This window comes from Micromonospora sp. NPDC005205 (assembly GCF_040608275.1).
In the GTDB taxonomy this organism is placed as follows: domain Bacteria; phylum Actinomycetota; class Actinomycetes; order Mycobacteriales; family Micromonosporaceae; genus Micromonospora.
On record NZ_JBEXHV010000011.1, the window covers coordinates 178643 to 203339 of the forward strand.

A 24697-nucleotide genomic window follows, 5' to 3' on the forward strand; every position below is an offset into this window, starting at 1 on the left:
CCGGGGGTCGGTGCCGACGAGGTACCGGCCCCTGCGGGGCCCTCGCTTCTGACAGCGGCACCAAACAAGTCCGGCCCCCACACTGTGGGGGCCGGACTTGTATCACTTTCAGTGGTAGCGGGGACAGGATTTGAACCTGCGACCTCTGGGTTATGAGCCCAGCGAGCTACCGAGCTGCTCCACCCCGCGTCGACTGGTTAAGACTAACTCACCCGTTCCGGGCGATGATCAGTGGGGTCGCCATCCGCTGTTGCCAGCACCCCGGGATGTCGAAAGCCCGCCTCCGGTGAACCGGAGACGGGCTTCGAACTGGTGTTTCTCTCGTAGCGGGGACAGGATTTGAACCTGCGACCTCTGGGTTATGAGCCCAGCGAGCTACCGAGCTGCTCCACCCCGCGTCGGTTCACTAACCGTAGCGCACCAACCCGGGACACCGCAAAGCGACTCCGATACCGCCGACACAGACAGCTCTGACCTGGGCGTTGTCAGTCGAGCCAGTTCTCGATCGCCGCGACCGCCCGTCGACTGTCAGCATCGACCTGGGACCGAACGGCGACCGTGTGCTCCCAACCCTGCTCCCAGAGCACCGTCACCACGTCGCCGACCCGGACCGCCCGGACCAGCCGAACCTCCTCCGTACCCGGCTCACCCATCCCGTCCGGCATCGGAGCCCGCATCTCGAACAGCACCGACCCGTCCCCGTACGCCCCCGAGGCCAGCAGCCGCTGTCGCCACGTCCTGTTGTCGTCGGGCAGCAACTGGTCGGGGCAGCCGCGCACCGCCTGCCGCAGCTCCCGCAACGCGTCGTCGGCACGACCTGCCCGGTAGATGGTGATGGTGTGCCGGTAACTACCGTCCGGCACGTGCCCAGTCGGCGTCTCCGGCATCTTGTAGGCCAGGTAGCGACCACGGCGTTGGACCATGGCCGAGTCGCTGGGCAGGCGCGCACCGCACAGCGTCGGCAGTGCCGGACCCTCCCCCGAGGATTCCAGTCCGGTCCGGTTCGGGGCCGCCAGCAGGAAGAAGGCGCGGTCCGGGATCGAGGTGGGCGGCCGAGGTGCCGCCGGTCCGGTGGTGACCGGCTGCGACGGCGTACCGCCCGCTGTGGTCCGCGACGGTAGCGGTGCCGAGGGAGTCGGCGTGGGTGACGGCAGGGAGGTCGCCGTCGCCCCGGTCGGCGACGGGCCAGGGATGTCGGCGGGCGGCGGTGCGGAACCGTCCGCCGGGTACGCCAGTCGGCCACCGACGACAACCCCGCCCACGAGCAGCGCCACCGCGAGCGTCGAACCGGCTACCCGTGCTCGGGCCCGCCGGTCGGCGAACCGCCGAAGGGACTCGGGGCGGGTCAGCTCGTGCCCGTCCGCGACGGTGCCGAGCGACCGGTACAGGTCAGAGAGTTCAGCTGACATCGTTCGCCTCCAACTCCACGACGCTGAGGTCGGGCAGCAGCGCGGCCAGCCGGGACCGGCCCCGGGACAGCCAGGACTTCACGGTGCCGACCGGGACGTCGGTCTCCCGGGCGATCTCCTCGACGGACATGTCGAAGAGGTAGTGCAGGGCCAGTGCCTGCCGGTGCGTGGCGGGCAACTGCCGGAGCGCTCCGACCAGGAGCACCCCGTCCTCGCTGGGTGGGGGTGCGACCGCCGGCGGTCCGGTACGACTCAGCACCACCCGCCAACGGTGCAGGCGCCGCCAGCGGTCGGTCGCCAGCCGGGCCACCACGAGCCGCAGCCACGCCTCCGGCGCCGGATGCGACGACAGTCGCCCCCACTGCCGCCAGGCCCGGGTGTACGCCTCCTGCACCAGGTCCTGCGCCTCACCGTGGTCGCCAGCGACCGCGTAGCCGTACCGCAGCGTCCGGCGGGCGGTGCTGCGGTAGAAGTCATCGAAGCTCTGCGCGTCCCGCACCACTGTTCCCCCTCGTCCCCACCCCGTTGCAGTGAGGACGGCGGACCGGCACCGCAGGTTGCGGGCCCGGGCGGTGCTGTCGGTGACGTGACAGATACGCACAGATCAGGCCAACGGCCGAGCCCCCGCCCCTCGGACCTGATGCGGTCCGAGCGACGGGGGCTCGGGGAGGAACTGCGTGCGGTGGCGGGTCAGCCTCCAGCACTCGGGCTGGCACCCGGCGCACCAGCGGCCTGCTGCGCCTGCTGGAACGCGGTGAGCGCCTCGTCGAGGGCCTTCAGCGCACGCCCGTACCGCTCGAAGTCGCCCGACGTCTGCGCGGCCCGGACCTCGGTGATCGCGGTCTGCACCCGGTCCGCGGCGGCACCCAGGTCACCGGTCGGCGGTGGGGTGCCGGCGCTCGGAGTCGGCGATGGCGATGCCGTCCCCGAAGGCGTCGGAGTCGGCGTCGGGGTCGTCGGGTTGCCCCCGGTCGTCGGCGGCGGTGACGTGCCCTGCCCGGCCTTCTTACCCTGCTCGACCAACTGCTTGATGCCGTCGTTGATGTTGTCGGCGAGCGCCACGAAGGAGCCGCCGTCACCGTACGAGAGCAGCACCTTCTGCAACAGCGGGTACGCGTCCTGCTGGTTGCTCTTCACGTAGACCGGCTCGACGTAGAGCATCCCGTCGGCGAAGGGCAACGAGAGCAGGTTGCCGTACTGCACCTGCGCCTGGTTGCTGGAGAGCAGGTTGAGCTGCTGACGGATGTTCGCGTTGTTGGTCATCTGCTGGTGCACCTGCACCGGGCCGGAGATCCGGGTCTGATCCGGCAACTCCAGCACCTCCAGTCGGGGCTGCCCGTCGACGTACGACCCGGAGATCAGCGCGGCGAGGTTCTGCCGGCCGTTCGGGGTGACCGCCGAGGTGAGCTGGAACCGGGGGCTCTCCTGGCCGGGGAACTGGGTGAACAGGTAGTACGGGGGCTGCTTCTGACCGCTGTCCGGGGCGTCCGGCACGTTGGGCACCTGCCAGAAGTCCTGTGCGGAGTAGAAGTCACCCGGGTTCGTCACGTGGAACTTGGTGAGCAGGTTGCGCTGCACCTTGAACATGTCCGCCGGGTAGCGCAGGTGCTCGTTCAGCTCGACCGGGATCTCCGCCTTCGGCAGCACCAGGTCGCCGCCGAACGCCTTGTTCCACGCCTTGAGCACCGGGTCGGTGTCGTCGTACTCGTAGAGCTTCACGGTGCCGTCGTACGCGTCGACTGTGGCCTTGACCGAGTTGCGCATGTAGTTGACGTCTTCGCGGGCCAACTGGAAGGTGCCCCGGTTGGTCAACTCGTCGGTGGTCTCGGTCTGCAGGTTGACCCGCTCCGCGTACGGGTAGGAGGCGGCCGTGGTGTAGCCGTCCACGATCCACTGCACCCGACCGTCGACCACTGCCGGGTACGGGTCGCCGTCCAGGGTGAGGAACGGCGCGACCTTCTCCACCCGGTCGCGCGGGTTGCGCACGTACAGCAGCTTGGAGTCCTTGTTCACCGCCTCGGAGAGCAGGAAGTTCGACTCCTGCTCCTTGATGGAGTACAGCAGTCGCCGGGTGAAGGAGCCGATCTCCACACCGCCCTCACCGGTGTAGGTGTAGGACTCGCCGCCACCCTCACCGACCGGCCTGTCGAACTCGGCCTTCTTGTTCGGGTCGGACTGCCCGACGATGGCGTAGTCGTCTGCCGCCATCCGCTCGCCGTAGTAGATGCGCGGTTGCTTGGCCGGAATCTGCTCGGTCTGCGAGGAGCACGCCTCCTGGGTCTTCTCGCCGAGGAACCCGGAGACGAAGAACGGCTGCCCGCCGCAGACCACCTGGTTGGCCGGGGCGGCCACCAGCCCGTACCCGTGGGTGTAGACGGTGTGCCGGTTGATCCAGGTGTTCTGCTGGTCGGTCAGCTCGCCGTAGTTGATCTCCCGGACGCCGACCACGTAGTCGGAGACCTTGCCGTTCACCCCGTACCTGTCGATGTCCAGCTTCGGACCGAAGTCGTAGAAGCCACGCACCTGCTGGAGCTGGGTGTACGTCTCGCTGACCAACTGCGGGTCGAGCAGCCGCACGTTCGACACCACCGAGGTGTCGGTGGCCAGGTTCGCCGGTGGGGTGAGGTTGTTCGCCGCGTACGGGGTCGTCTCGGTGGCCCCCAACCCGAACGCCGCGCGCGTCGCGTCGATGCTGCGCTGGATGTACGGCGCTTCCTTGTCCTTGGCGCTCGGCTTGACCTCGAAGGTCTGCACCGCCCAGGGGTAGATGCCGCCGATGGCCACCGCAGACACGCCGAGCAGCGCCAGCGAGATCCCCGGCCAGACCAGGTTGCGCATCCAGGCGTTGGAGAACACGAGGATCGCGATGGCCACCACGATCGAGATGTAGGCGAGGATCTCCTTCGCCGGCAGCAACGCGTTGACGTCGGCGTAGCCGGCGCCGTACAACTTGGCGCCCTCGTTGTACTCCAGCAGCATGGCCCGCCGGTCCAACACGTACGCGATCGCCTTCAACAGCACGAAGACCGCGACCAGCGTGCTCAGGTGCGCGCGGGCCGCGTTGCTCATCCGGTCGCCGACGCCCTGCAGTCGGACCCCGCCGAAGAGGTAGTGCACCGCCAGCGCGCCGATCACGGCCAGCACCACAGCGGTGAAGGCGACCCCGAGCAGGTAACGCCAGAACGGCAGTTGGAAGACGTAGAAGCCGATGTCGACCCCGAACTCCGGGTCCTTGATGCCGAAGTCACCGCCGTTGCGGAACAGCAGCCACTGGTTCCACCGGTTCTGCGCGGAGAGACCGGCGAAGAGCCCGACCACCGCGGCGGTCAGCGAGATCCAGGTGCCGAGACGCGGGCTGAGCAGCATCCGGTAGCGCTCGAGGGTCGCCTGCTCGACCGAGTGCGGACGCAGTCGCGGGCGCAACCGGTAGGCCAGCCACAGGTTGCCACCGACGATCACCGCCATGCCGAGGCCGATGGCGAGGAAGAGCACCAGCCGGGTGAGCAGGACGCCGGTGAAGACCTCGGTGTAGCGGACCTCGTCGAACCAGAGCCAGTCGGTCCACGCCTGGACACCCCAGCCGAGCAGGGTGAAGAGCACGAACACCCCGACCAGGACCGCGATGGTGACGCGCCCGCGCCGGCTCATCCTCGGGAGGGGGCTGCTGCTACGCATGACCACTGTTGGCTCCGCACGCTCGATATGATCGGCTCCGACCAGGCACCCAGAGTACGGGGTGTTCCTGAGCGTGTCGGGGCACGGTCACACCGGTCAGCAACGCGTCGGCTGACCACCCGCGCGCAACGTCTCCAGAGCGGTCATCGCCTCGTCCAACGAGCCCACCCGCAACAGCGGCAGATCGGGCTGCGGATTGCGGACCGCCTCCGCGCAGTTGTCCGCCGGCACCAGGAAGACCTTCGCCCCGGCGCGCTTGGCACCGACCAGCTTCTGGGCGATCCCACCGATCGGCCCGACGGCGCCCTCGTCGTCGATGGTGCCGGTGCCGGCGATGATCTTACCGCCGGTGAGATCGGCCGGGGTCAACTTGTCCACGATCCCCAGGGCGAACATCAGACCGGCGCTCGGCCCACCGATGTCCCCCAGGTCGATGCCGAGCGTGAACGGGTGCGGCTGCTGCTGATCGATCTCGACACCGATCCGCGGGCGGCCGTCCTGCTCCTGACTGGTCACCGTCGCGGTGGCCGGCGTGCCGTCACGGGTGTAGCCGATGGTCAACGCCGTGCCCGCCGGCTTGGCCCGGACCAGCTCGGTGACCTTCGCCGCCACCGGCACCGGCTGGCCGTCGACCGACGTGATCAGATCGCCGACCTTCAGCGCACCGGCCGCCGGGCCGTCCCCGGCCACCGTCTTGATCACTACCTGCACCGGAAAGCCCAGCTCCCGCAGCGCTGCGGTCTCCGCGCTGGTCTGCGACGCCTTGAAGTCCTCGGCGTTGCGCTGCTCGACCTGCTCCGTCGACTCCCCCGGCGGGTAGACCAGCTCACGCGGCACCACCGCCTCGTCGTCGGAGAACCAGCCCGCGATGGCCCCCCGCAACCGCACGGAGGGTTGCACCCCCACCGTGGTGAGCCGCAACTGGCCGGCCGAGGTCGAGGTCTCCCGACCGGTGACCTGGATGACCTCCTTGCCGTCGGTCGTACCGAGGGTGTTGACGGTCGGCCCCGGGCCCAGCACCACGTACGGAATCGGCACCCGGAGCACCCCGATGCTCAGCAGGGCGGTGAACAGGGCACCGAGCAGGACCGTCAGGCCACGACGTCTCATGCCGCAGAGCGTACCGACCGGTTGCGGCCCGCCCGCCGGATGCGCCACGCGACTTCGCCCTCAGCGCAACGCCAGCGACGGCTACCTGGGGCGCGGTCCGCGTACCGTAGATGTCGTGCCTGATATTCCGTTCGGTTTCGCGCTCCCGGGTGGGCAACCACCAGACCCCAACGATCCCGCGCAGATGCAGCAGTTCATGTCGCAGTTGCAGCACCTGCTCTCCGCGCCGGGCAGCGGGCCGGTCAACTGGGACCTGGCCCGGCAGGTAGCAGCCAGTCAGCTCGCGGCCGCCGGTGACCCGGCGGTGTCGATGTACGAGCGCAACGCGGTCGAGGAGGCGCTACGCCTCGCCGACCTGTGGTTGGAGCCCGCCTCGGCGTGGCCCAGCGGCATCCAGAACCCCGTTGCGTGGAACCGCAACGAGTGGATCTTCAAGACGCTGGACGTGTGGCGCAAGCTGTGCGACCCCGTCGCCAGCCGGATGGTCGGCGCGATGGGCGACCTGGTGCCACCGGAGGCGCGCGCCCAGCTCGGCCCGATGCAGTCGATGGTGGCCTCCCTCGGTGGCGCGCTCTTCGGCGGTCAGCTGGGCCAGGCCCTCGGCTCGCTCGCCGCGGAGGTGCTCTCCGCCGGCGACATCGGGCTGCCGCTCGGCCCGGCCGGCACGGCCGCGCTGATTCCGGCCAACATCCGGGCGTACGGCGAGGGCCTGGAGCTGCCCGAGGACGAGGTCCGCCTCTACGTGGCGCTGCGCGAGGCCGCCCACCAGCGGCTGTTCCAGCACGTCCCGTGGCTGCGTGGGCATGTGCTCAGCGCTGTCGAGATGTACGCCTCGGGCATCCGGGTCAACCGGGAGGCGATCGAGGAGGCGATGGGCCGGGTCGACCCGACCGACCCCGAGTCGATGCAGGCGATCGCCCTGGAGGGCATCTTCACCCCGGAGGACACCCCGGCGCAGAAGGCCTCACTGGCCCGCCTGGAGACCGCACTCGCCCTGGTCGAGGGCTGGGTGTGCCACGTCGTCGACAGCGCCGCCAGCGACCGGCTGCCGAACGTCGTCCGGCTGGGCGAGGCGTTCCGCCGTCGCCGGGCCGCCGGCGGTCCCGCCGAGCAGACCTTCGCCGCGCTGGTCGGTCTGGAACTGCGGCCCCGCCGACTGCGGGAGGCCGCGGCGCTCTGGGCCGCGCTCACCGAGCACCGTGGCATCGAGGGCCGCGACGCCGTCTGGGGCCACCCGGACCTGCTCCCGTCGGACGACGACTTCGCCGATCCGGTCGCCTTCGCGATGAACGACATGGATCTCAGCGAGCTGGACAGCTTCGACTTCACCGCCCCCGGCGGGGTGGAGGAGAAGGCCCCCGGCCAGTCGGATCAGTCGGGGCGGCCCGGTCCGTCCGACGAGACCGACGGCGAGGGCGACGCCAGGTCCTGACCCCCGCCCGTCGACGGCCTGCGCCGCGGGTGCCCGCAGATCCACAGCGGGCACCCGCAGCATGTTCGGCGGTGCCGACGGTTCAGGTGGGTCAGCCTGCCCCGGAGACGTTCAGGTGGGTCAGCCTGCCCCGGAGAGGTTCAGGTGGGTCAGCCTGCCCCGGACAGCAGGGCGCGGGTCGCTTCCCAACCCTCGAAGGCCGGGTCGAGCGTGGCCAGGTCAGCCGGGCCGCGCAATCGTCGCCAGCCGGTGGTGACCGCCACGTCACCCGGGCGCGGGGCGTTGGCGCGCGCCTCAGCTGGCGTCGCCGTGTCCAAGTCCAGCGTCGGCAGCCAGTCGGGCGCGGGTAGTCGTACCGCGACCCCGAGCAGACCCGGGCCACCGCCCTCGACCGGAGCCACAGCGACCGGCCGGCTGGTGAGTGGGCGAAGCAGCTTGCCGACGGTCAGGGCGGGCAGGTCGGGCACGTCACTGACCAGCACGGCCGCCTGGTCGTACCCCTTCAGCGCGGCGAAGACGGCGTTCGGCGTCGGCTCGGCCACCTCGTACACCGCCGTTCCGGGCCACACCAGCGCATCGGCCAGGGCCCGGTCGGCCGGGGTCACCGCGACCGCGACCTCCACCTCGTTGAGCGTGGCGAACAGGTCGATGACGTCTTCTGCCAGCGCCGCTCGCCACTGCGCCAGGTCGACGCCGGGCGGCGACCAGTGCACCGGCCCGAGCAACGCCACCACCACCCGTCGCGCCATCCCCCGACCCTAGCGCCCCACCCCACACAGCCACCCGACCCGCCCGACCCAGGTAGCTGAGCGGGACCCACGGCATGATCGACTCGGTTTCACTGGAGTCGCGGTGTCCCGGAGCTCCCGACAGCGCGGTATTCAGGAACGCGAGTGGATCTTCGGGGCGGCTGTGTGCGGTCAGGTGGGGAGCGGCGCGCAGGAGGAGGCGGCGGCGACCCCTTCGAGGTAGCCGCGGGCGCGTTCCGACTTCGGGTAGCGACCGACAAGCGCCCAGAACCGGGCGTTGTGGCTGGGCACGATGAGGTGCGCCAACTCGTGCAGCAACACGTAGTCGATCACCCAATCGGGCATCTCCTGGACGCGGTGGGAGATGCGGATGCTGCGGTCCGCCGGCGTGCAGGAGCCCCACCGGCCGTTCTGGTTGGTGACCCATCTGACGCTGGCCGGCACCGCCTTCGAGGCGTACCCGGTGAGGTAGAGATCGATGAGCCGGTTGGCGCGGGCCAGCAACTCGTCGTCGGACCGGGCAAGGCGCCCCTCCCGGGCGGCGAGCCGGGCGAGCATCCGGTCGACCCACTCGCTCTCCTCGGCGCGGGAGAACTGGTCGGGGATGAGGACGACCACTCGCTCACCGTCACGGTACGCGGACACCGTGCGTCGTCGACGCTGACTGCGTCGCACCTCGACGACCGGCTTGCGCGTGCCCGCCATCACTGGGCCGCGCAGCCTCGACTACGTGTCACGAAGGAAAGCTAATGCCCACTGACCAGGGGACCGCAAGGGTCAACCACCCGACACGCGCCCAGAAAATGGTGATTGGTCGCCAGGCGTCCCGAAAATTTCTTGACCGCAGCGCCAGCACGCCATCTCGTCACCCTTGGTGAACGTCGACGGCGCCGGTTCGCAGCACATCTCCTACCGTAGGTGATCACCGCTCCGGATGCGCTTCGGAGGTACTCGCACGGGTGGCTGTCAGGGTTTGGTCGGCGTGTCCCCGCCAAACTGACTTATCCGACCTATTTCGCCATGCACACTCTCGACGTCGACTTGCTCACAGTGTCGATGCACAGCTGACATGGAACTGCCCAGACCTGGGTAGGGTCCGCGGACCAGCGGTCACGAAGGTGGCCGCGGAGTGAGACCCAGCGCCGGCGCCCCGTGTGGCCCGCCGCCGGGCACCCCGCCGGGACGGTTATGACCGGCGGACGAGACGAGGAGGGCACCGTGGCCGACCAGGCCCAGACGACCTACAACGGTTACTGCGTGAAGTGCAAGGAGAAGCGGGACTTCGAGGGGCACGTCGAGGTCTCGAAGACCGGAATGAACATGGCCAAGGGCAAGTGTCCGGTATGCGGTACAACAGTGAACCGCATCCTGGGCAAGGCCAAGGTCTGACCCGAACGGGTGGACGGGGGTGGGGTGGCCGAGTGGCCACCCCACCCCCGTTGCCAGGCCGGGAGTGGTGACACCGCTGCGGTAGCCCTGTCGGGTGGCCGACAGCAGGTGGGAAGGGCTGTGGAAAACTCGTGAAATCCTGTGGATAGCGCTGGATAGCGGCCTGACCGCCTGTGGACAACGATCGACCGAACGCGAAGATGCGGTCACGATTCGTGACCATGAGCCGCACCGTACTGCCCCGCCCCACCCTGCTGCCCGGCCTCAACCGGCTCTGGCGGGACCGACACACCCTCCAGCTCGGCGTCGGCCCCGGGCCGGCCGCCCTACTGGAGTTGGCCAACCCCCGCGCCGCCCACCTGCTCGACCTGCTCGACGGCACCCGCAGCGAGCGGACCGTGCTGATCCAGGCGGCTTCCGCCCAGGTCAGCGTCGACGACGCGCGTACCCTGCTCGACACCCTGCGGGCAGCCGGCCTGTTGGTGGCCGCGCACAGCCTGCTCCCCCGCGACCTGACCGGCCCGGTCCGCGCCCGGCTCGCGGCGGAGGCCGGCGCGCTGGCCCTGGCCGCCGCCCGACTGCCCGGCACCCCCGCGCAGGTCCTGCGTAGGCGGCGGGCGGCCCGCGTCCTGCTCACCGGTGCCGGGGCGCTCGGCGGGCCGCTGACCGTGGCACTGGCCCAGTCCGGCGTGGGGCAGGTGATTCCCCAGCTCACCGGCTCGGTACGCCCCGTCGATCTGGTCGGCACGGGCATCCCCGCCGCCGAACTGGGTCGGCCGCTCGCACCGGCCGTGCGGGCCGCGGTCAACCGCGTCGCACCCGGCACCGGCACCCGTCCGAGCCGCGCCGGGCGGATCGACCTGGTGATCCAGCTCGGCACGGACCGGCCCCCGGCGCTGCTGGCAGCCGGTCTCGCCCAGCGCCGGCAGCCGCACCTGCTGGTCACACTGCGCGAGGGCGTACCGGTGATCGGGCCGTTGGTCCGCCCACCCGCCGGGCCCTGCCTGCACTGCGTCGAGCTGCACCGGGCCGACCGCGACCCGGACTGGCCCCGGCTCGCCGCGCAACTCGCCGCCGCCGAGCCGGTGGCCGCCGCCACGACCGGGGCGCTGCTCGTCGCCTGCGGGTACGCCCTGGCCGAGGTGCTGACGCAGCTGGACGGCGGCCACCCGGAGACGCTGGGCAGCGCCATGGAGATCACCGGCGCCGGCCGTTTCCGTCGTCGGGGCTGGCCGCCACACCCGGCGTGTGCGTGCTCGCGAGGGCGAGTGTCCGCACCAGCCCAGCCGCAGAGCAGCAGCGGGGCCCTTCGGTCGGTAACAATGACCGGGTGACCGACATCCCGCGCCGCGCCGTGTCCCGCACCGCCAAGCTCGCCGCCCTGCCGCTCGGCTTCGCCGGCCGGACCGTTCTCGGGATGGGTAAGCGCGTCACCGGGCTGGCCTCCGACGTGATCTCCGCGGAGATCCAGCAGCGCACCGCCGAGCAGCTGTTCAGCGTGCTGGGCCAGCTCAAGGGCGGGGCGATGAAGTTCGGCCAGGCGCTGTCGGTCTTCGAGGCCGCCTTGCCGGAGGAGATCGCCGCGCCCTACCGGCAGGCGCTGACGAAGTTGCAGGAGGCGGCGCCACCACTGCCGGCCGCCAGCGTGCACAAGGTGCTGGCCGAGCAGCTCGGCCCCGACTGGCGGGACCTGTTCGTCGAATTCAACGACGTCCCGGCCGCCGCCGCGAGCATCGGTCAGGTGCACCGGGCGCGGTGGCGCGAGCCGGGCTTCGACGAGTCGGGCGAACCGAACAGCCGCGACGTGGCGGTCAAGATCCAATATCCGGGGGCCGGCGACGCCCTGCTCGCCGACCTCAAGCAGCTCTCCCGACTGGGCGGAATGTTCCGGGCCATCCAGCCCGGCCTGGACGTCAAGCCGCTCCTGGCCGAGCTTCGCGAACGGATCACCGAGGAGTTGGACTACGAGTTGGAGGCCGAGTCGCAGCGCACCTTCGCCGCCGCGTACGCCGACGACCCGGAGATCTACATCCCGGAGGTGATCAATGCCTCGCCCCGGGTGCTGGTCACCGAATGGGTGACCGGCACCCCGCTGGCCGACATCATCCGCGAGGGCACCGAGGAGGATCGGGACGAGGCGGGTCGGTTGATGGCCACCCTGCATCTCTCCGCACCGCAACGGGCTGGGCTGCTGCACGCCGACCCGCACCCGGGAAACTTCCGGCTGCTGCCCGACGGTCGACTCGGGGTGATCGACTTCGGCGCGGTGGCCCGGATGCCGGAGGGCACCCCGGAGCCGATCGGTCGTATCGCCGCGACGGCGCTGCGCGGCGATGCCGACGAGGTCGTGGCGGGGCTGCGGTCGGAGGGGTTCATCGGCTCGGCCGAGGAGATCGACGCCGAGGGGGTGCTCGACTTCATCCGCCCCATGCTGGAGCCCATAGCGGCGGACGGTTTCCGATTCACCCGGGCCTGGCTACGGGCCGAGGCGGGTCGACTGGCCAGCCCTCGCTCCCCCACGTACCAGCTGAGCAGGCAGCTCAACCTGCCGCCGTCGTACCTGCTGATCCACCGGGTGACGCTCGGGTCGATCGGGGTGCTCTGCCAGTTGGAGGCGAAGGCGCCGTACCGAAGCATCCTGGAGCGCTGGCTGCCCGGTTTCGCCCCGGTCGCCTGACCGTCGAGGCCCGGGGCGGCTGATCACGTCGAGGCCCGGGCGGCTGATCACATGGGGAAGGGCGGGTGCCGGTCGGCACCCGCCCTTCTGCGTGGGGTGGTACTAGAGAACGCCCAGGTCGCGGGCCGCCTTGTTGCGGCTGTTCATGGCGACGGTACGGGCGGATCGGGTTGCCTCAGTGCTCGTGGTGGTACGACCGGCCTGAGGCCGACGCATTCGAGCCCGGGACAACGCTTCGTGGAGTAGTTGCATCTCGAAGGCTCCACTCGGAACGTTCAACATCGTTTTCTCACTCACTGCCGGTGTGCCACCGGCGTAGTTGGAACGGGTCGGGAACATGTCAGGCTGCCAGCCGGACCGCGCCACGCACCTCGGACAGCCCACTGGCCGCCAGGCGCGCCTCGGCCTCGACCCGAAGCTCGGCGTCACGGGCGACGTCCTCCTTACGCGGACGGCCACGGGGCCGCTTACGCGGGACAACCGCGCCACGCTCGAAGATCTCGCCGCCCCAGACGCCCCACGGCTCCGCTCGCTCAACGGCTCCGGCCAGGCATTCGACACGCAGCGGGCAGTCCCCGCAGAGTGACTTGGCCAGCTCGAGCTCGGTGGGCGAGTCGGAGAACCACAGGTCGGGGTCGAACTTCCGGCAGGGCAGGTTCGCCTCCATCTCGACGCTCATGTCGAGGGGGGCCAACGCCAGACTCATCTCCCGGTCACCTCTCTCTCACTTCGATCTCGTGGATCGCATTCCGACGTACTTACGGCGGGCAAAAAACTGAGGCCGCGGATCCCGGTAAGCGGGTTCCGCGGCCTCGAGGTGAGCCGGAGTCTGATGGTCAGACCGGTTTACCTCGAGGTGGAACGCCGCGGACATCCATGCGCTTCTTGGCGACCCGGATGCCATTGCCCGTGAAGCCACTGGTCCCCTCGACTCCAGCGGGCGCGACGGTCAGGGTCAGCTCGGCCTGAACCTGGTGCACCTGTGGAACCGACGGTCGTGCAGCCGCAAGGGCCACCCGGACAGCCGACAGCGGAGCGCAGACAGACGGCATCGCCGCCAGACGCTCATAGGTGAAGATCTTCACGGGTGCCACCTCCCTCACGTTCCTCGAATCGACTGGACCGACCTCGTGAGCAGCCGGAATGGCGCCGCTCGCGTGGTGTGTTCTGAGGCTATTCCTCGCGCCGGGGCGAGGGCAAACGAATTTACGACGAGATTTCGAAAGTTTTCTCCGGGCAGACATCGTCCACCCCGGCGCCGGCTACGAGGGCCAGCACCGACTCCCCGTAGAGGCCCAGCTTGCGAGGACCGATACCGGCGATGGCGATCAGCTCCTCCGACCGGCCCGGTCGCCGCTCGGCCAGGGCGACGAGCGTCGCGTCGGTGAAGACCACGTAGGCCGGGACCTTCTGCGCACCGGCCATCCGCTGCCGCCACTCGCGCAGCCGTTCGTGCAGCTCATCGTCTATGTCGGACGGGCAGGTGGGGCAGCGGCCGAGCTTGCGGTCCGGGCCGGCGAGCAGGGTCGCGCCGCAGATCCGGCAGGAGACGATCTGGGTTCGCCGTCGCTCGGGACCTCGGGCCGGACCGGTGCCGCTGCTCGCCCGTTCCGTGCCACCGGAGCGGTCCAGTTGGGGCAGGAACCGCGACGGCCGCCGGGCTCGTCCGCCCGGCGAACGCGCCGAGGCGTACGACAGCCAGAGCCATTCCCGGGCGCGGGTGATCCCGACGTAGAGCAGCCGGCGCTCCTCCTCGACCTGTTCGACGGTCTTGGCGTAGGTGGTGGGCAGGGTGCCCTCGGCGAGCCCGACCAGGAAGACGGCGTCCCACTCCAGCCCCTTGGCCGAGTGCAGGGACGCCAGCGTCACGCCGTCCACAGTCGGCACGTGCTGCTGGGCGGCCCGGCGCGCCAACTCCTCGGTGAAGTCGGTGAGGGTGACCGGGCGCTCCACCGAGGCGGCCTCGCCGATCGGCACGACCTCGGGGGTGGCCGCGTACTCCTCGGCGAGCTGGACCAGCGCGGACAGCGCCTCCCATCGCTCGCGGGCGGCGCCGCCGGCCGGGGGCGCGTCCGGGGCCCAGCCGACGGCGGTGAGCGCCTCGACGACGGCGGTCGGCAGCGGCGTCTCCCCCGGGATCGAGCGGGTGGACGCCCGCAGCGCCACCATCGCCTGGCGCACCTCGGTCCGTTCGAAGAACCGCTCGGCGCCCTGCACGACGTACGGCACCTCGGCCTCGGTCAGCGCCTTCTCGTACGCCTCGGACTGCGCGTTGACGCGGAACAGCACGGCGATCTCCTTCGCCGGTGTGCCCGCGTCGATCAGCGACCGGCAGCGCGCGGCCACCGCGTTCGCCTCGGCCGGCTCGTCGGTGAAGATCCGCAGGTCCGGCTCGGGGCCGGGTGGGCGCTGCCCGCTCAACTCCAGCCGCAGGCGCGCCTCGGTGCCCCGGGCCTGGGAGATCACCGCGTTGGCCAGCCCGACCACCTGCGGGGTGGAGCGGTAGTCACGGACCAGCCGGACCACTGTGGCGTTGCGGTGCCGGCGGGGAAAGTCGACCAGGTACGCCGAGGTCGCCCCGGTGAACGAGTAGATCGTCTGGCTGGCGTCGCCGACCACGGTCAGGTCGTTGCGGCCGGCCAACCAGGCGTCCAGCAACCGCTGCTGGAGTGGGTTGACGTCCTGGTACTCGTCGACCACGAAGTGCCGGTACTGGCTGCGGATCTGCTCGCCGACGTCCGGGTGCTCCTCGATGCCCCACACCGCGGCCCGCAGCATGTCCTCGAAGTCGATCACGCCGTTCGACCGTTTGAGCTGCTCGTACGCGGTGAACACGTCGGCGACCTTCGTCGGCTCGTGCGGTGTGTCGCGCAGGGCCCGGGCAGCGGCCACCACGTATTCGGTCGGCTCGACCAGCGACGACTTCGCCCACTCGATCTCGCCGGCCAGGTCGCGGGCGGCGGCCCGGTCGGTGCGCAGGCCGACCCGCGCGGCGGCGAGGGTGACCAGTCGTACCTTGCTGTCCAGCAGTTCGGGCATGGCGCGGCCGGCCAGCAGCCGGGGGGCGAAGTACCGCACCTGGCGCAGCGCGGCCGCGTGGAATGTCCGCGCCTGGACACCCTGCGCCCCGAGCAGAGTGAGACGGTGTCGCATCTCGGCGGCGGCCCGGGCGGTGAAGGTGACAGCGAGCACGTGGCGGGGGGAGATTTCCCCGGAGAGAGCCCGGTGGGCGATTCGGGAGGTGACCGCCCGGGTCTTGCCGGTGCCGGCGCCGGCCAGGATGCAGACCGGGCCCGCGGGCGCGGTCACGGCGGCCCGTTGCTCCGGGTCCAGCCCGGCGAGCACCTGTTCCGACGCTGAGTGAACCACCACAACCAGGAATCATCTCAGCTCCTCCCAGCGTTGCAGCGAACAGCCTCGGCTTGATCCCCAAGTCGCGGCCGGAGGAGTTGGAGGATCCGACCATGCTGACGATGTATTCCACCCCCTGGTGCGGCTATTGCCACCGGCTGAAGTCGCAGCTCGACCGGGAGGGCATCGGGTACGAGGTGGTCGACATCGAGCAGGACCCGAAGGCCGCTGACTTCGTGATGAGCGTCAACGGCGGTAACCAGACGGTGCCGACGCTGCGTTTCGCCGACGGCAGCGCCCTGACGAATCCCTCGATCACCCAGGTGAAACAGCACCTGGAGACGCTCAACGCCTGATCCGCCGGTTCATTCTCGGTGCGCGGCCGCCCCACCCGGGGCGGCCGCTCGTCGTGTTCGGGAACGGGTCACGGTGACCACTGTCGGTGGGTGCCGCAAGCCCGGGCCGGTCGGCGTCCTCGGCGGGACGACGGGGTGCCGGGAGCCCTGGTCGGTCGGCGTCCTCGGCCGGACGGCGGGGTGCCGGGAGCGTCGGGCGGGTGGGCGGCGTCGGCGGGCTGGCCCCGGCCGGGGCGCTCAGGTGCCGGCCCCGCCACAGGTAGCTGCCGGCGGCCAGGGTGGCCACCCCGACCAGCGCGAACAGCAGCCGGTAGTCCAGGAACCCGACCAGCAGGGCCCCCGCCCCGATGGAGACCGCCTGCGGCCCGCGGACCACCGCCTGGGTGGCGGCGGCGACCCGGCCGACAAGCGAAGGCGGCGTGCGGCGCTGGATCAGCGTGTGCAGACCCACCATCGTCAGCGGAAGCGAGACCCCGGCCAGCAGCACCGCCGCGAACCCGAGCCACAGATTGGGGAACGCGAGCGCGAGCGCGGCCGGAGAGAAGAAGGCGACCCCGGCGGCCAGCGTGCCGACCTCTCCGAGCCGGCGGACCAGCGTCGGTGAGCAGAGTCCACCGAGCAACCCACCGATGCCCTGCACTGTGAACAGCACCCCCACGAACGCGGCATCCCGGTTCAGCCCCTGGTCGACGTAGGCGAAGATGAGCGACTCGCTGAAGCCCATCACCAGTGACCCGAGCCCGTAGCCGAGCAGGGCCCGCCGCAGGGCCGGCTCGTCGGCCAGGTGCCGCAGACCGGCACCCAGTTCGGCCGGCCACCGCAGCCGGACGGCCGGTGGTCGCTGTTGCGGAGTGGGCAGCGCGGTGACCACCGCCGCCGCGATCAGAAATCCGACCATGCCGATCCCGGCCAGCGCCCATCCGCCGAGCGCCGCGTAGAGCGCCGCGCCCACCAGCGGGCCGACAAGTCGAATTCCCTGACGTACGGTCTGCAGGACGCCGTTCGCCTCCGCCAGCAGCTCGATCGGCACCATCTCGCGGATGAGCCCACTGAGCGCCGCGCCGAGCGTGATGGACGAGAGTCCGTACAGGGCCGCCACCAGATAGACGATCCAGACGTCGCCCGCGTCGCGGACGGTGAACAACGGGGCGAGCAGGGCTGCGGTGAACACGTTCGCGGCCACGAAGAACGGTCGGCGCGGGTAACGGTCGACAACCCAGCCGACCAGCGGCGCCATCGTCATCGGAGCGATGACCGCGAAGATCGTGGCACCGGCCAACCCGTTCGAGCCAGTCAGATCCTTGACCCAGATGGCGAGTGCGAGCAGCAGGATCGACTCGGCGGTCATGCTGGCCAGCAGACCGCCGAAGAGCAGGCGGAAGTCGGGTCGGCGCAGGATCGTGCGCATGGGTCCCTCCGGCGGAATGGCGTGCCCGGGTGGGCGAGGTCGACGGGCGCGACCGCGGGTCCGTCGTCATCCGGCATTCCCGTGGTGCGATTTTCGCAAGACACGCCCTCGCCGGAACCTCCGACACCGGTCGCGCCGTCCATACTGACCGTGGGGGGCGAATTTCATACAGTTACCGTCGCGTCTGCGTCGGTCGACGGGAAAGAGGACACTGTGCCTCCTGCCGCACCCAGCCCGATCCTGCGTCGTCGCCGGTTGGGCATCGAACTGCGCCGCCTACGTGAGGCCGCGGGCCTCACCGGCGATCAGGTAATCGAGCGTATCGGTTGGGCCTCCGCGTCCAAACTGTCCCGCCTTGAGAACGGCCGCAGCCGACCGGACCCGCAGGACGTCGGCGACCTGCTCGACCTCTACGGCGCCGACCAGGCACTGCACGACGAGTTGCTGGGCATCACCAACGAGGCCGGCGACATGCGCGGCTGGTTGAAGAACTTCCCGGTGATGACGCAGCAACAGCGCGGTTGGGCCGAGTTGGAGGCGGGCTGCGCGGAGATCTCCGAGTACAACCCGGTGCTGGTGCCGGGCCTGTTGCAGACCCCCGGTTACGCCCAGCTCCGGATCGTGTCGGCCCGGCAGGTGAACGCGGGCGCGGGCGAGCCGGAGCCCGGCGACGAGCCGGAGACCGAGGTGCAGGCGCGGCTGGCCCGCCAGTCGCTGCTGACCCGCGAGCCGCACGCTCCCCGCTACACGGCCGTGTTGGAGGAGGCGGCCCTCGGCCGCCGGGCCGGGCCGCCGGAGGTGCTGCACGAACAGCTGCTCCAGCTCTGCGAGTTGGCGCTGCTGCCGAACGTGGCCCTGCACGTGCTACCCCGGGACACCCAGATCGGCGATTGGTACCTCCCGCCGACCGCCTTCTCGGTCTATCGGTTCGCCGATCCCCTCGATCCGGAGACTTTGGCCATCGAAGGTGGCTTCACCGACGTCATGTCGACCGAGGCAATCACGCTAAATCGCTATAAAGTGGTGTTCGAGTGGCTATGCAAGGCGGCACTTGACGCCTCGGACACCCTCTCCTGGCTGATCGAGGCGACGGGACGGCTGACCGAGGCGGCGCCCCCATCCACAGTGGCGTTCGGTCCGGCAACGGCGCCGACCCAACGCCGCCGGGAATCGGGGCGACTGACGGACCGGTGATCCACGGGGGACCTGCCGTCGGGACGTGCGGCACCACTCGTCCCATCGGATCGCTGCACACCAGGAGCAGAACCATGAAGGAAATCCGCAACACGCCATCCGTCTCCGCCCACTCGTTGGCGGACGCCCCGTGGCGTACCAGCACACGCAGTCAGACCTCCAACTGCGTGGAGGTCGCCCCGCTGGCCGCCGGCCCGTCGGCGGTCGCCCTGCGCGACAGCAAGGACCGGGGCGGCCCGGTGCTGCTGTTCAACCGCGCGGGATGGCTCGGCTTCATCACCGGGGCGAAGAAGGGCCAGTTCGATCTGAACTGATCCGGTGACTGGTACGGGGCCGTCGGCACACTGCCGGCGGCCCCGTCGCGTCGTACCCGCAGGCTCGGTCGCTCCGCGACCCGCGACCCTGCTGAGCAGGCATCCGCCGATCGGACGAGGCTCGAAACCGATAGGCGCGTTTCAGTTGCTGCGACGAACACGGGGCGTAACATGGCCTCGAGTACGTGGAACTTCCACACTGGCTCATCCGTCGCGGTTCATCCGGAGACCCTCATGCGGTTCCTGATCGTTCGCACCGACATCCGCGCCGTCGCTGACGGGGACATCGCCGCCGCCTGGGCGGACGGCCACCGACTTCGCGACGAGACGACCACGCCCGAGCCGCGCCGGCAGACCGTGCACGCCGAGAACCGGGACGCCGCGCTGCAACTGGCCCGCGCCCTGGCCACCGTCGGCGCGGTCCGCGCCGGCAAGCAACGGGTCAAGGTCCTTCCGCTGATCGAGTCGCGGCCCGCCTTCCGACACAGACCGGGCCGCACCGGCACCTGATTCCACAGGTCGTCCGTCGTGGTCGGACCGGCTCCCCCGCCGCGTTTGATCGCACCCGCTGACCACGACGGCCCGTGTTCCCGGCCCGTGACCGCCGCGGCAACGGCGGCCACGGGTCGGGACCGTGCTCAGCTGTCGGCGTCCGTCCAGCCGTCCAGCCAGCGGTGGATGAGAAACAGCGCTATCGACGACGGAGGCGGCAGGATCAGCCGGGCACCGTCGCCCACGTCCACCGTCTGCCCGGCCAACGCCGCCCCGATCTCCTGTCGGGAGAACCACCGGGCGTACGCGATCTCGGACGGGTCGACCCGCACCGGCTCGGCCGGGTCGGCGGTGGCCAGGAAGCCCAGCATCAGCGAACCGGGGAACGGCCAGGCCTGGCTGCCCACGTACCCGATGCGCTCGACGCCGATGCCCACCTCCTCGCGGACCTCGCGCAGCACAGCCGCCTCCGCCGACTCCCCTGGCTCGACGTAGCCGGCCAGGCAGGAGTAGCGGCGACCACCCGGGGTGCCCTGCCAGCCGGCGTTGTTGCCGAGTAGGCAGTGGCCGTCCGGGCCGTCCACGCCGTCGTGAACGAGCACGATCATCGCCGGGTCGGTACGCGGCCAGATCCGCCCACCGTTGCGGTCCACCCGGGACCAACCCGCCTCGTCCATCGCGGTCGGCGCGCCGGTACTCGTCGAGTAACCGTGTCGAGTGTGCCAGTTGACCAGCGCCAACGCGGTGGTGAAGATGCCGGCCTCCCGGTCGGCGAGCAGGTGACCCACCTCCCGGAGGTGGACCGCCCGGGTTCCCGGGATCGCCGGAAGAGGCGCGTCGACAGCGAAGACCGGCACCCCGTCCGGCTCGACACCCAGGAACATCGCCACCGACTCCGACCCGGCGGGCACGTCGGCCGCCCCGAACAGCACCAACGTCGGAGGCGACGTCTCGGTGCGGGCCAGCGTCCGACCCTCGTCGGTCGAGTCGAGCAGCAGCACCCGGGCGCGCAACCACGCCTCGGTCAACCACTGCGGGTCACCCCGCCGGTGCGCGGCCCGATCCAGCGTGGACCGCGCCAACGGCGGCGCCGCTTCCCCGCTCACGCCAGCGCCCCGCTGCTGAGCCCCATGGCCTGCTCGCTCACGCCTGCTGCTCGGTCTGCACAGTGGTCAGCGCGGCCAGCCCCGGGGTCACCCGCTCCGCGTCGCCGAGCACCACGATCGCCGCCCGGGCCGGGGCCAGGTAGCGGGCCGCCGCCTGCGCGACGTCGTCGATGCTCGCCTTCGCCAACCTCGCCGCGTACTCGGCGAGGAAGTCCAGGCGCAGACCGTTGCCGGCGTACGCGCTGGTCAACGCCGCCAACCCGGCCTGGGTGGACATGCCGAGCTGGAGGGTGCCCAGGGCGTACTGCCGGGCCTGCTCCAACTCCTCGGGCTTCGGCGGCAGCGACGCCAACCGACCCAGCTCGTACGTCGTCTCCAGCAGCGCCGGGCCGGTGACCTCGGTGGCCACGTCGGCGGCGGCGACCAGCACCGAGCCCGCGACGGAATGCTCGATCAACGAGTGCGGGCCGTACGTGTAGCCCTTGTCCTCGCGGATGTTCTCCACCCACCGGGAGGAGAAGTAGCCGCCGAAGATCAGGTTGGCCAGTTGCAACGGGGCGTGGTCCGGGTCGGTGCGCGACACCGCCGGCAGCGCGATCCGCAGCGAGGACTGCACCGAGCCCGGCCGGTCGACCAGCAGCAGCGGCCCCGGCTCCAGCGGCGGTGTCGCCGGCAGTTCGGCCACCCGCCCGGCACCCGACCAGCCACCGAGCGCCTGCTCGGCCGCGTCCAGTGCCTTCTCCGGCTGGACGTCACCGACCAGCACCAACTGCGCGCCGGTCGGGTGGACCCGCTCCGAGTGCAGGGTGCGCAGCGCCGCCGGTCGGACGGCACGGATCTGGCCGGGCTCCGGCGTCTGCGTCGCGTACGGGTGCCGGCCGTAGATCCGCTTGAGCAGCGCCTCCCGGGCCAGGTGCGAAGGCTGGCTCTGTGCCACCTGGATCCGGTCGACGAGTCGGTCCCGTTCGGTGGCCACCTCGTCACCGGGGTAGCTGGCACCGGTCAGCACCTCGGCCAGCAGCTCCAGCATCCGGTCCAGGCCGGTGACCAGGCCGGCGCCGGAGAGCATCAGCCGGTCCGGGTCGACGCCCGCGGAGAGCCCGCCGCCCACCTTCTGCAACTCGGCGGCGATCTGCACGCTGGACATCGACTCGGTGCCGGAGAGCATGGTCTGCGAGAGCATCGCGCCGCGGGCCAGGTGGACCCGGCCGAACGGCACCCAGAGCCGCAGTTCGACAAGGGGTACGGCGGGCCGGCGTACGGCGATCACGGTGAGCCCGTTGCGCAGTGTGCGCTCGGCCTGCTTGGGCACCTTGAGCTTGCGGTTCGGCCCGAGCGGCGGCAGCGTACGCGGGCCGGCAGGAGAAGTAGCGATACTCACTGTGTCACCTTCGTTCGCGACTGTGGGGCTCGCAGAACCGGCTCACTCCTCGCGCTCACCGAACGCCTCCGGCGATGACCTCGATGGCGGCCCGGCGCTCGGGGCGCAGGGTGGCCGCGGCGGCCCGGACCTGCTCCTCGGTGACCTCGCCGACCAGCCGGGGCAGTTCGTTGAGCAGACCCGGTTCGCCGCGTTGCTGCTCCAGCACTGCCATGCGTAGCGCCCGACCGAGCACCGCGTCGGTGTCCCGCAGCAGGTGGGTCGCCATCCGCGCCTGGGTGCGGGCCAGCTCGCCGTCGGTCAGCCCGTCGGTGGCCAGCCGGTCCAGTTCCTCGTCGATGGTGCGCAGCACCTTGTCCACGTCGCCACCGGGCGGCAGGTGCGCCTGCAACAGCAGCGCGGTGGGGTCGCGGACGTCGAACGGGTCGCCCATGAAACCGAGGTATCCGCCGAGGCTGGTCACCGTGCGATCCCGCTGCACCAGTCGTTCGACCAGCCGCGACGCGTCGCCGTCGGTGAGCACCTCGGCCAGCACCACGTACGGCAGGTAGCCGTCGAAGTCGGTGACCGGGTCGGGCACGCGCCATGCGCCGGCCACCGCCGGCAGCGGCGCCAGGGCGTCGGTGTACGAGGTGCGCCGCTCGGCGGTCAGGTCGGGCTCGGTGAAGTCGGGCCGTTGCGGTGCCGGCCGGGCCGGCACGTCGCCGAAGTGCCGGGTGACCAGTTCGGTCGCCTCGGCCACGTCGATGTCCCCGCTGACGGCCAGCACGGCGTTGCCGCTGGCGTAGTAGCGGCGGAAGAAGTCCGCGGCGTCGGCGACGGTCGCCGACTCCAGGTCGTCGAAGGAGCCGTAGCCGTCGTGGGCGTTGGGGAAGGTGTCGAACATGACCGGAGGCAGGGTCAGCCAGGGGAAGCCGCCGTACGGCCGGTTGAGCACGTTGACCCGGATCTCCTCCTTGACCACGTCGACCTGGTTACGCAGGTTCTCCTCGGTCAGCCGGGGGCCCCGCATCCGGTCCGCCTCCAGGAACAACGCGCGTTCCAGCGCGTTGCTCGGCAGCGTCTCGAAGTAGTCGGTGTAGTCCAGGTGGGTGGAGCCGTTGAAGGTGCCGCCCGCCCCCTGCACGTGCCGGAAGTGGGCCAGCTTCTCCAGGTTCTCCGAGCCCTGGAACATCAGGTGCTCGAAGAGGTGGGCGAAGCCGGTACGCCCCTCCGGCTCCGAGCGGATGCCCACGTCGTAGACCACCGCCACCCCGATAACCGGGGCACTGCGATCGGGGGTGAGCACCACCCGCAGGCCGTTGTCGAGGGTGAACCGCTCGACCGGATACTTCGTCGCTGGAATTCTGGATCTCCGCGCCGCCACGGAGTCGACCCTAGCGCGTCGACACCTCCGCCACCCGCGACCTTCCCGGAGCCGCCGCGACCGGGGCTGTCACCAGGGGCAGCACCTCGGCGCCGACCCGCTCGGCCTCCTCGCGGTGCGGCCAGCCGGAGAGGATGAACTCGTCGACGCCGAGCGCGGCGTACTCGTCGATTCGGGCCGCGACCTCGGCGTAGCTGCCGACCAGCGCGGTGCCGGCGCCCTCGCGGACCAGGCCGACGCCGGCCCAGAGGTTCGGTGCGACGGTGAGCCCGTCGGTGCGGCCGGCGTTCAGCGCGGCCATCCGGGTCTGACCGACCGAGTCCATCCGACGGAACCGGGCCTGGGCGGCGGCGATCCGCTCCGGGCTCATCCCGGCCAGCAGCCGGTCGGCCTCGGCCCACGCCTCGGCGCTGGTGGGGCGGGCGATGACGTGCAGCCGGAGGCCCGTGCGCACTGTGCGGCAGTGCTCGGCGGCGAGCGCCCGGACCCGGGCGACCCGAGCCGCGATCGACGTTGGTGGTTCACCCCACATCAGGTACACGTCGGCCTGCCGGGCGGCCACCGTCTCGGCAGCCGGGGACGCGCCGCCGAAGTAGACCGGCGGCGGCGCGGCGAGTGGGGTGGCCAGGCCGCCGCCGTCGACCCGGTAGTGCTGTCCGGCGTAGTCGAACGGCCGGCCGGCCCAGGCACGGCGAAGCACCTCGACGAACTCGCCGGTGCGCGCGTAGCGGTCGTCGTGCCCGAGGAAGTCGCCGTACGCCCGCTGCTCGGCCGGGTCGCCCCCGGTCACGATGTTGAGCGAGAGCCGGCCGCCCGAGACGGCCTGGAACGCCTCGGCCTGCTGGGCGATCAGGGTCGGCAGCGCGAACCCGGCCCGGACCGCGACCAGCATGCCGAGCCGTTCGGTGTGCTGGGCGACCGCGGCGCAGACGATCCACGGGTCGGGGCAGCCGGCGCCCACCGGGGTGAGTACGGCGGTGAACCCGTTCGTCTCGGCCGCCCGGCCAACCTCGGCCAGGTAGGCCACCGTCGCGGCCCGGTCGTGCCTGGCGGCACCCGCGGTGACGGTGGCGGCACCGACCTGGTCGCCGTCGCCGGAGGTGGGCAGGAACCAGTGGAAGGTCATCGCGAAGTCGCCTCTCTAGCCGGTGACCGAACGCCGATTACCCTAGCAAGCTGGTAGGAAATACCGACATAATTGAGATGCGCCATCCCGCTATGTGGATGGGCCTTGACGCTGACCGCAGCCTGGCCCACTCTTCCTACCAACTAAGTAGGAATACTGCGG

At 71.0% G+C, this 24697-nt stretch carries 21 protein-coding genes, 2 tRNA genes and 1 pseudogene; 8 read left to right on the top strand and 16 right to left on the bottom strand.

Features of this window, described 5'->3' with window-relative positions:
* Positions 1 to 112: 112 nt before the first annotated feature.
* From ABZU43_RS21105 to ABZU43_RS21130, 6 genes are all read right to left on the bottom strand, one after another.
* A tRNA-Met gene (locus ABZU43_RS21105) sits at positions 113 to 189 on the bottom strand.
* A gap of 135 nt (positions 190 to 324) precedes the next feature.
* Positions 325 to 398 (bottom strand) — tRNA-Met (locus tag ABZU43_RS21110).
* Between the two features lie 87 nt (positions 399 to 485).
* Positions 486 to 1409 (bottom strand): hypothetical protein, encoded by a 924-nt coding sequence (locus ABZU43_RS21115; protein WP_355008176.1) that lies wholly within the window; start codon positions 1407 to 1409, stop codon positions 486 to 488.
* Positions 1399 to 1908, bottom strand: a complete 510-nt coding sequence (locus ABZU43_RS21120; RefSeq protein WP_355008177.1) for a SigE family RNA polymerase sigma factor — start codon at positions 1906 to 1908, stop codon at positions 1399 to 1401. Before ABZU43_RS21120 ends, ABZU43_RS21115 begins: the two co-directional genes overlap by 11 nt.
* A 191-nt stretch (positions 1909 to 2099) precedes the next feature.
* Positions 2100 to 5084 carry a UPF0182 family protein gene (locus ABZU43_RS21125; RefSeq protein ID WP_355008245.1) on the bottom strand — a complete coding sequence of 995 codons (2985 nt, stop codon included), beginning with the start codon at positions 5082 to 5084 and terminating at the stop codon, positions 2100 to 2102.
* A 96-nt stretch (positions 5085 to 5180) separates the two neighbouring features.
* Positions 5181 to 6194, bottom strand: a complete 1014-nt coding sequence (locus ABZU43_RS21130) for a PDZ domain-containing protein (RefSeq protein WP_355008178.1) — start codon at positions 6192 to 6194, stop codon at positions 5181 to 5183.
* A gap of 115 nt (positions 6195 to 6309) precedes the next feature.
* Here ABZU43_RS21130 and ABZU43_RS21135 point away from each other — a divergent pair, with 115 nt between their 5' ends.
* A complete protein-coding gene (locus tag ABZU43_RS21135) occupies positions 6310 to 7626 on the top strand; it encodes a zinc-dependent metalloprotease (RefSeq protein ID WP_355008179.1) in 1317 nt (438 codons plus the stop codon).
* Between the two features lie 149 nt (positions 7627 to 7775).
* Here ABZU43_RS21135 and ABZU43_RS21140 read toward each other — a convergent pair whose 3' ends face one another.
* A complete protein-coding gene (locus ABZU43_RS21140; RefSeq protein WP_355008180.1) occupies positions 7776 to 8375 on the bottom strand; it encodes a hypothetical protein in 600 nt (199 codons plus the stop codon).
* A gap of 171 nt (positions 8376 to 8546) precedes the next feature.
* A complete protein-coding gene (locus ABZU43_RS21145; protein WP_355008181.1) occupies positions 8547 to 9080 on the bottom strand; it encodes a M48 family metallopeptidase in 534 nt (177 codons plus the stop codon).
* A gap of 513 nt (positions 9081 to 9593) precedes the next feature.
* Here ABZU43_RS21145 and ABZU43_RS21150 point away from each other — a divergent pair.
* The 3 genes from ABZU43_RS21150 (at position 9594) to ABZU43_RS21160 (ending at position 12441) form a co-directional block, all read left to right on the top strand.
* Positions 9594 to 9764 (top strand): DUF5679 domain-containing protein, encoded by a 171-nt coding sequence (locus tag ABZU43_RS21150; RefSeq protein ID WP_167457767.1) that lies wholly within the window; start codon positions 9594 to 9596, stop codon positions 9762 to 9764.
* Positions 9765 to 9985: 221 nt separating this feature from the next.
* Positions 9986 to 11098, top strand: a complete 1113-nt coding sequence (locus ABZU43_RS21155; protein ID WP_355008182.1) for a TOMM precursor leader peptide-binding protein — start codon at positions 9986 to 9988, stop codon at positions 11096 to 11098.
* Positions 11095 to 12441: an AarF/ABC1/UbiB kinase family protein gene (locus ABZU43_RS21160; protein WP_355008183.1), complete on the top strand. Its 1347-nt coding sequence runs from the start codon at positions 11095 to 11097 to the stop codon at positions 12439 to 12441. Before ABZU43_RS21155 ends, ABZU43_RS21160 begins: the two co-directional genes overlap by 4 nt.
* Before the next feature lie 340 nt (positions 12442 to 12781).
* Here the strand turns inward: ABZU43_RS21160 and ABZU43_RS21165 are convergent, their stop codons facing one another.
* The 3 genes from ABZU43_RS21165 to ABZU43_RS21175 all read right to left on the bottom strand — a co-directional run bounded on the left by ABZU43_RS21165 (position 12782) and on the right by ABZU43_RS21175 (position 15813).
* Positions 12782 to 13147, bottom strand: a complete 366-nt coding sequence (locus ABZU43_RS21165) for a WhiB family transcriptional regulator (RefSeq protein ID WP_030490434.1) — start codon at positions 13145 to 13147, stop codon at positions 12782 to 12784.
* Between the two features lie 130 nt (positions 13148 to 13277).
* On the bottom strand, positions 13278 to 13526 hold the full coding sequence (locus tag ABZU43_RS21170; protein WP_355008184.1) for a hypothetical protein: 249 nt from the start codon (positions 13524 to 13526) through the stop codon (positions 13278 to 13280).
* A gap of 121 nt (positions 13527 to 13647) precedes the next feature.
* Entirely contained in the window at positions 13648 to 15813 is a 2166-nt protein-coding gene (locus ABZU43_RS21175) for an ATP-dependent DNA helicase UvrD2 (protein ID WP_355008185.1), read from the bottom strand.
* A gap of 92 nt (positions 15814 to 15905) precedes the next feature.
* Between ABZU43_RS21175 and ABZU43_RS21180 the strand changes: the two genes are divergently transcribed.
* A complete protein-coding gene (locus ABZU43_RS21180) occupies positions 15906 to 16148 on the top strand; it encodes a mycoredoxin (protein ID WP_112681335.1) in 243 nt (80 codons plus the stop codon).
* A 214-nt stretch (positions 16149 to 16362) separates the two neighbouring features.
* Here the strand turns inward: ABZU43_RS21180 and ABZU43_RS21185 are convergent.
* A pseudogene (locus ABZU43_RS21185) lies at positions 16363 to 17556 on the bottom strand (MFS transporter); the annotation flags it as partial.
* A 213-nt stretch (positions 17557 to 17769) separates the two neighbouring features.
* Between ABZU43_RS21185 and ABZU43_RS21190 the strand changes: the two are divergent.
* From ABZU43_RS21190 to ABZU43_RS21200, 3 genes are all read left to right on the top strand, one after another.
* Positions 17770 to 18750, top strand: a complete 981-nt coding sequence (locus ABZU43_RS21190) for a helix-turn-helix transcriptional regulator (protein WP_355008186.1) — start codon at positions 17770 to 17772, stop codon at positions 18748 to 18750.
* A gap of 74 nt (positions 18751 to 18824) precedes the next feature.
* Positions 18825 to 19064 carry a DUF397 domain-containing protein gene (locus ABZU43_RS21195; RefSeq protein WP_355008187.1) on the top strand — a complete coding sequence of 80 codons (240 nt, stop codon included), beginning with the start codon at positions 18825 to 18827 and terminating at the stop codon, positions 19062 to 19064.
* Between the two features lie 234 nt (positions 19065 to 19298).
* Complete coding sequence (locus tag ABZU43_RS21200) at positions 19299 to 19574, top strand: hypothetical protein (protein ID WP_355008188.1); 276 nt, start codon at positions 19299 to 19301, stop codon at positions 19572 to 19574.
* A gap of 128 nt (positions 19575 to 19702) precedes the next feature.
* On the opposite strand, the gene nudC is transcribed toward ABZU43_RS21200, so the two are convergent.
* From nudC to ABZU43_RS21220, 4 genes are read right to left on the bottom strand one after another with little or no spacing between them, the layout of a single operon-like run.
* Positions 19703 to 20662, bottom strand: a complete 960-nt coding sequence (nudC, locus tag ABZU43_RS21205; protein WP_355008189.1) for an NAD(+) diphosphatase — start codon at positions 20660 to 20662, stop codon at positions 19703 to 19705.
* A 37-nt stretch (positions 20663 to 20699) separates the two neighbouring features.
* Positions 20700 to 22043, bottom strand: a complete 1344-nt coding sequence (locus ABZU43_RS21210; RefSeq protein WP_355008190.1) for a pitrilysin family protein — start codon at positions 22041 to 22043, stop codon at positions 20700 to 20702.
* 55 nt (positions 22044 to 22098) lie between these two features.
* The gene (locus ABZU43_RS21215; RefSeq protein WP_355008191.1) at positions 22099 to 23409 is read right to left on the bottom strand and encodes a pitrilysin family protein; all 1311 of its coding nucleotides are present in this window, start codon (positions 23407 to 23409) and stop codon (positions 22099 to 22101) included.
* Between the two features lie 10 nt (positions 23410 to 23419).
* Positions 23420 to 24535: an LLM class flavin-dependent oxidoreductase gene (locus ABZU43_RS21220; RefSeq protein WP_355008192.1), complete on the bottom strand. Its 1116-nt coding sequence runs from the start codon at positions 24533 to 24535 to the stop codon at positions 23420 to 23422.
* Between the last annotated feature and the right edge of the window lie 162 nt (positions 24536 to 24697).

Excerpts from the sequence above, each read along its gene's own strand:
- ABZU43_RS21130 (WP_355008178.1), bottom strand. The coding sequence starts at position 6,194 with ATGAGACGTCGTGGCCTGACGGTCCTGCTCGGTGCCCTGTTCACCGCC.
- ABZU43_RS21115 (WP_355008176.1), bottom strand. The coding sequence starts at position 1,409 with ATGTCAGCTGAACTCTCTGACCTGTACCGGTCGCTCGGCACCGTCGCG.
- ABZU43_RS21200 (WP_355008188.1), top strand. The coding sequence starts at position 19,299 with ATGCGGTTCCTGATCGTTCGCACCGACATCCGCGCCGTCGCTGACGGG.
- ABZU43_RS21145 (WP_355008181.1), bottom strand. The coding sequence starts at position 9,080 with ATGGCGGGCACGCGCAAGCCGGTCGTCGAGGTGCGACGCAGTCAGCGT.
- ABZU43_RS21180 (WP_112681335.1), top strand. The coding sequence starts at position 15,906 with ATGCTGACGATGTATTCCACCCCCTGGTGCGGCTATTGCCACCGGCTG.
- ABZU43_RS21165 (WP_030490434.1), bottom strand. The coding sequence starts at position 13,147 with ATGAGTCTGGCGTTGGCCCCCCTCGACATGAGCGTCGAGATGGAGGCG.
- ABZU43_RS21125 (WP_355008245.1), bottom strand. The coding sequence starts at position 5,084 with ATGCGTAGCAGCAGCCCCCTCCCGAGGATGAGCCGGCGCGGGCGCGTC.
- ABZU43_RS21195 (WP_355008187.1), top strand. The coding sequence starts at position 18,825 with ATGAAGGAAATCCGCAACACGCCATCCGTCTCCGCCCACTCGTTGGCG.
- ABZU43_RS21220 (WP_355008192.1), bottom strand. The coding sequence starts at position 24,535 with ATGACCTTCCACTGGTTCCTGCCCACCTCCGGCGACGGCGACCAGGTC.
- ABZU43_RS21140 (WP_355008180.1), bottom strand. The coding sequence starts at position 8,375 with ATGGCGCGACGGGTGGTGGTGGCGTTGCTCGGGCCGGTGCACTGGTCG.
- ABZU43_RS21155 (WP_355008182.1), top strand. The coding sequence starts at position 9,986 with ATGAGCCGCACCGTACTGCCCCGCCCCACCCTGCTGCCCGGCCTCAAC.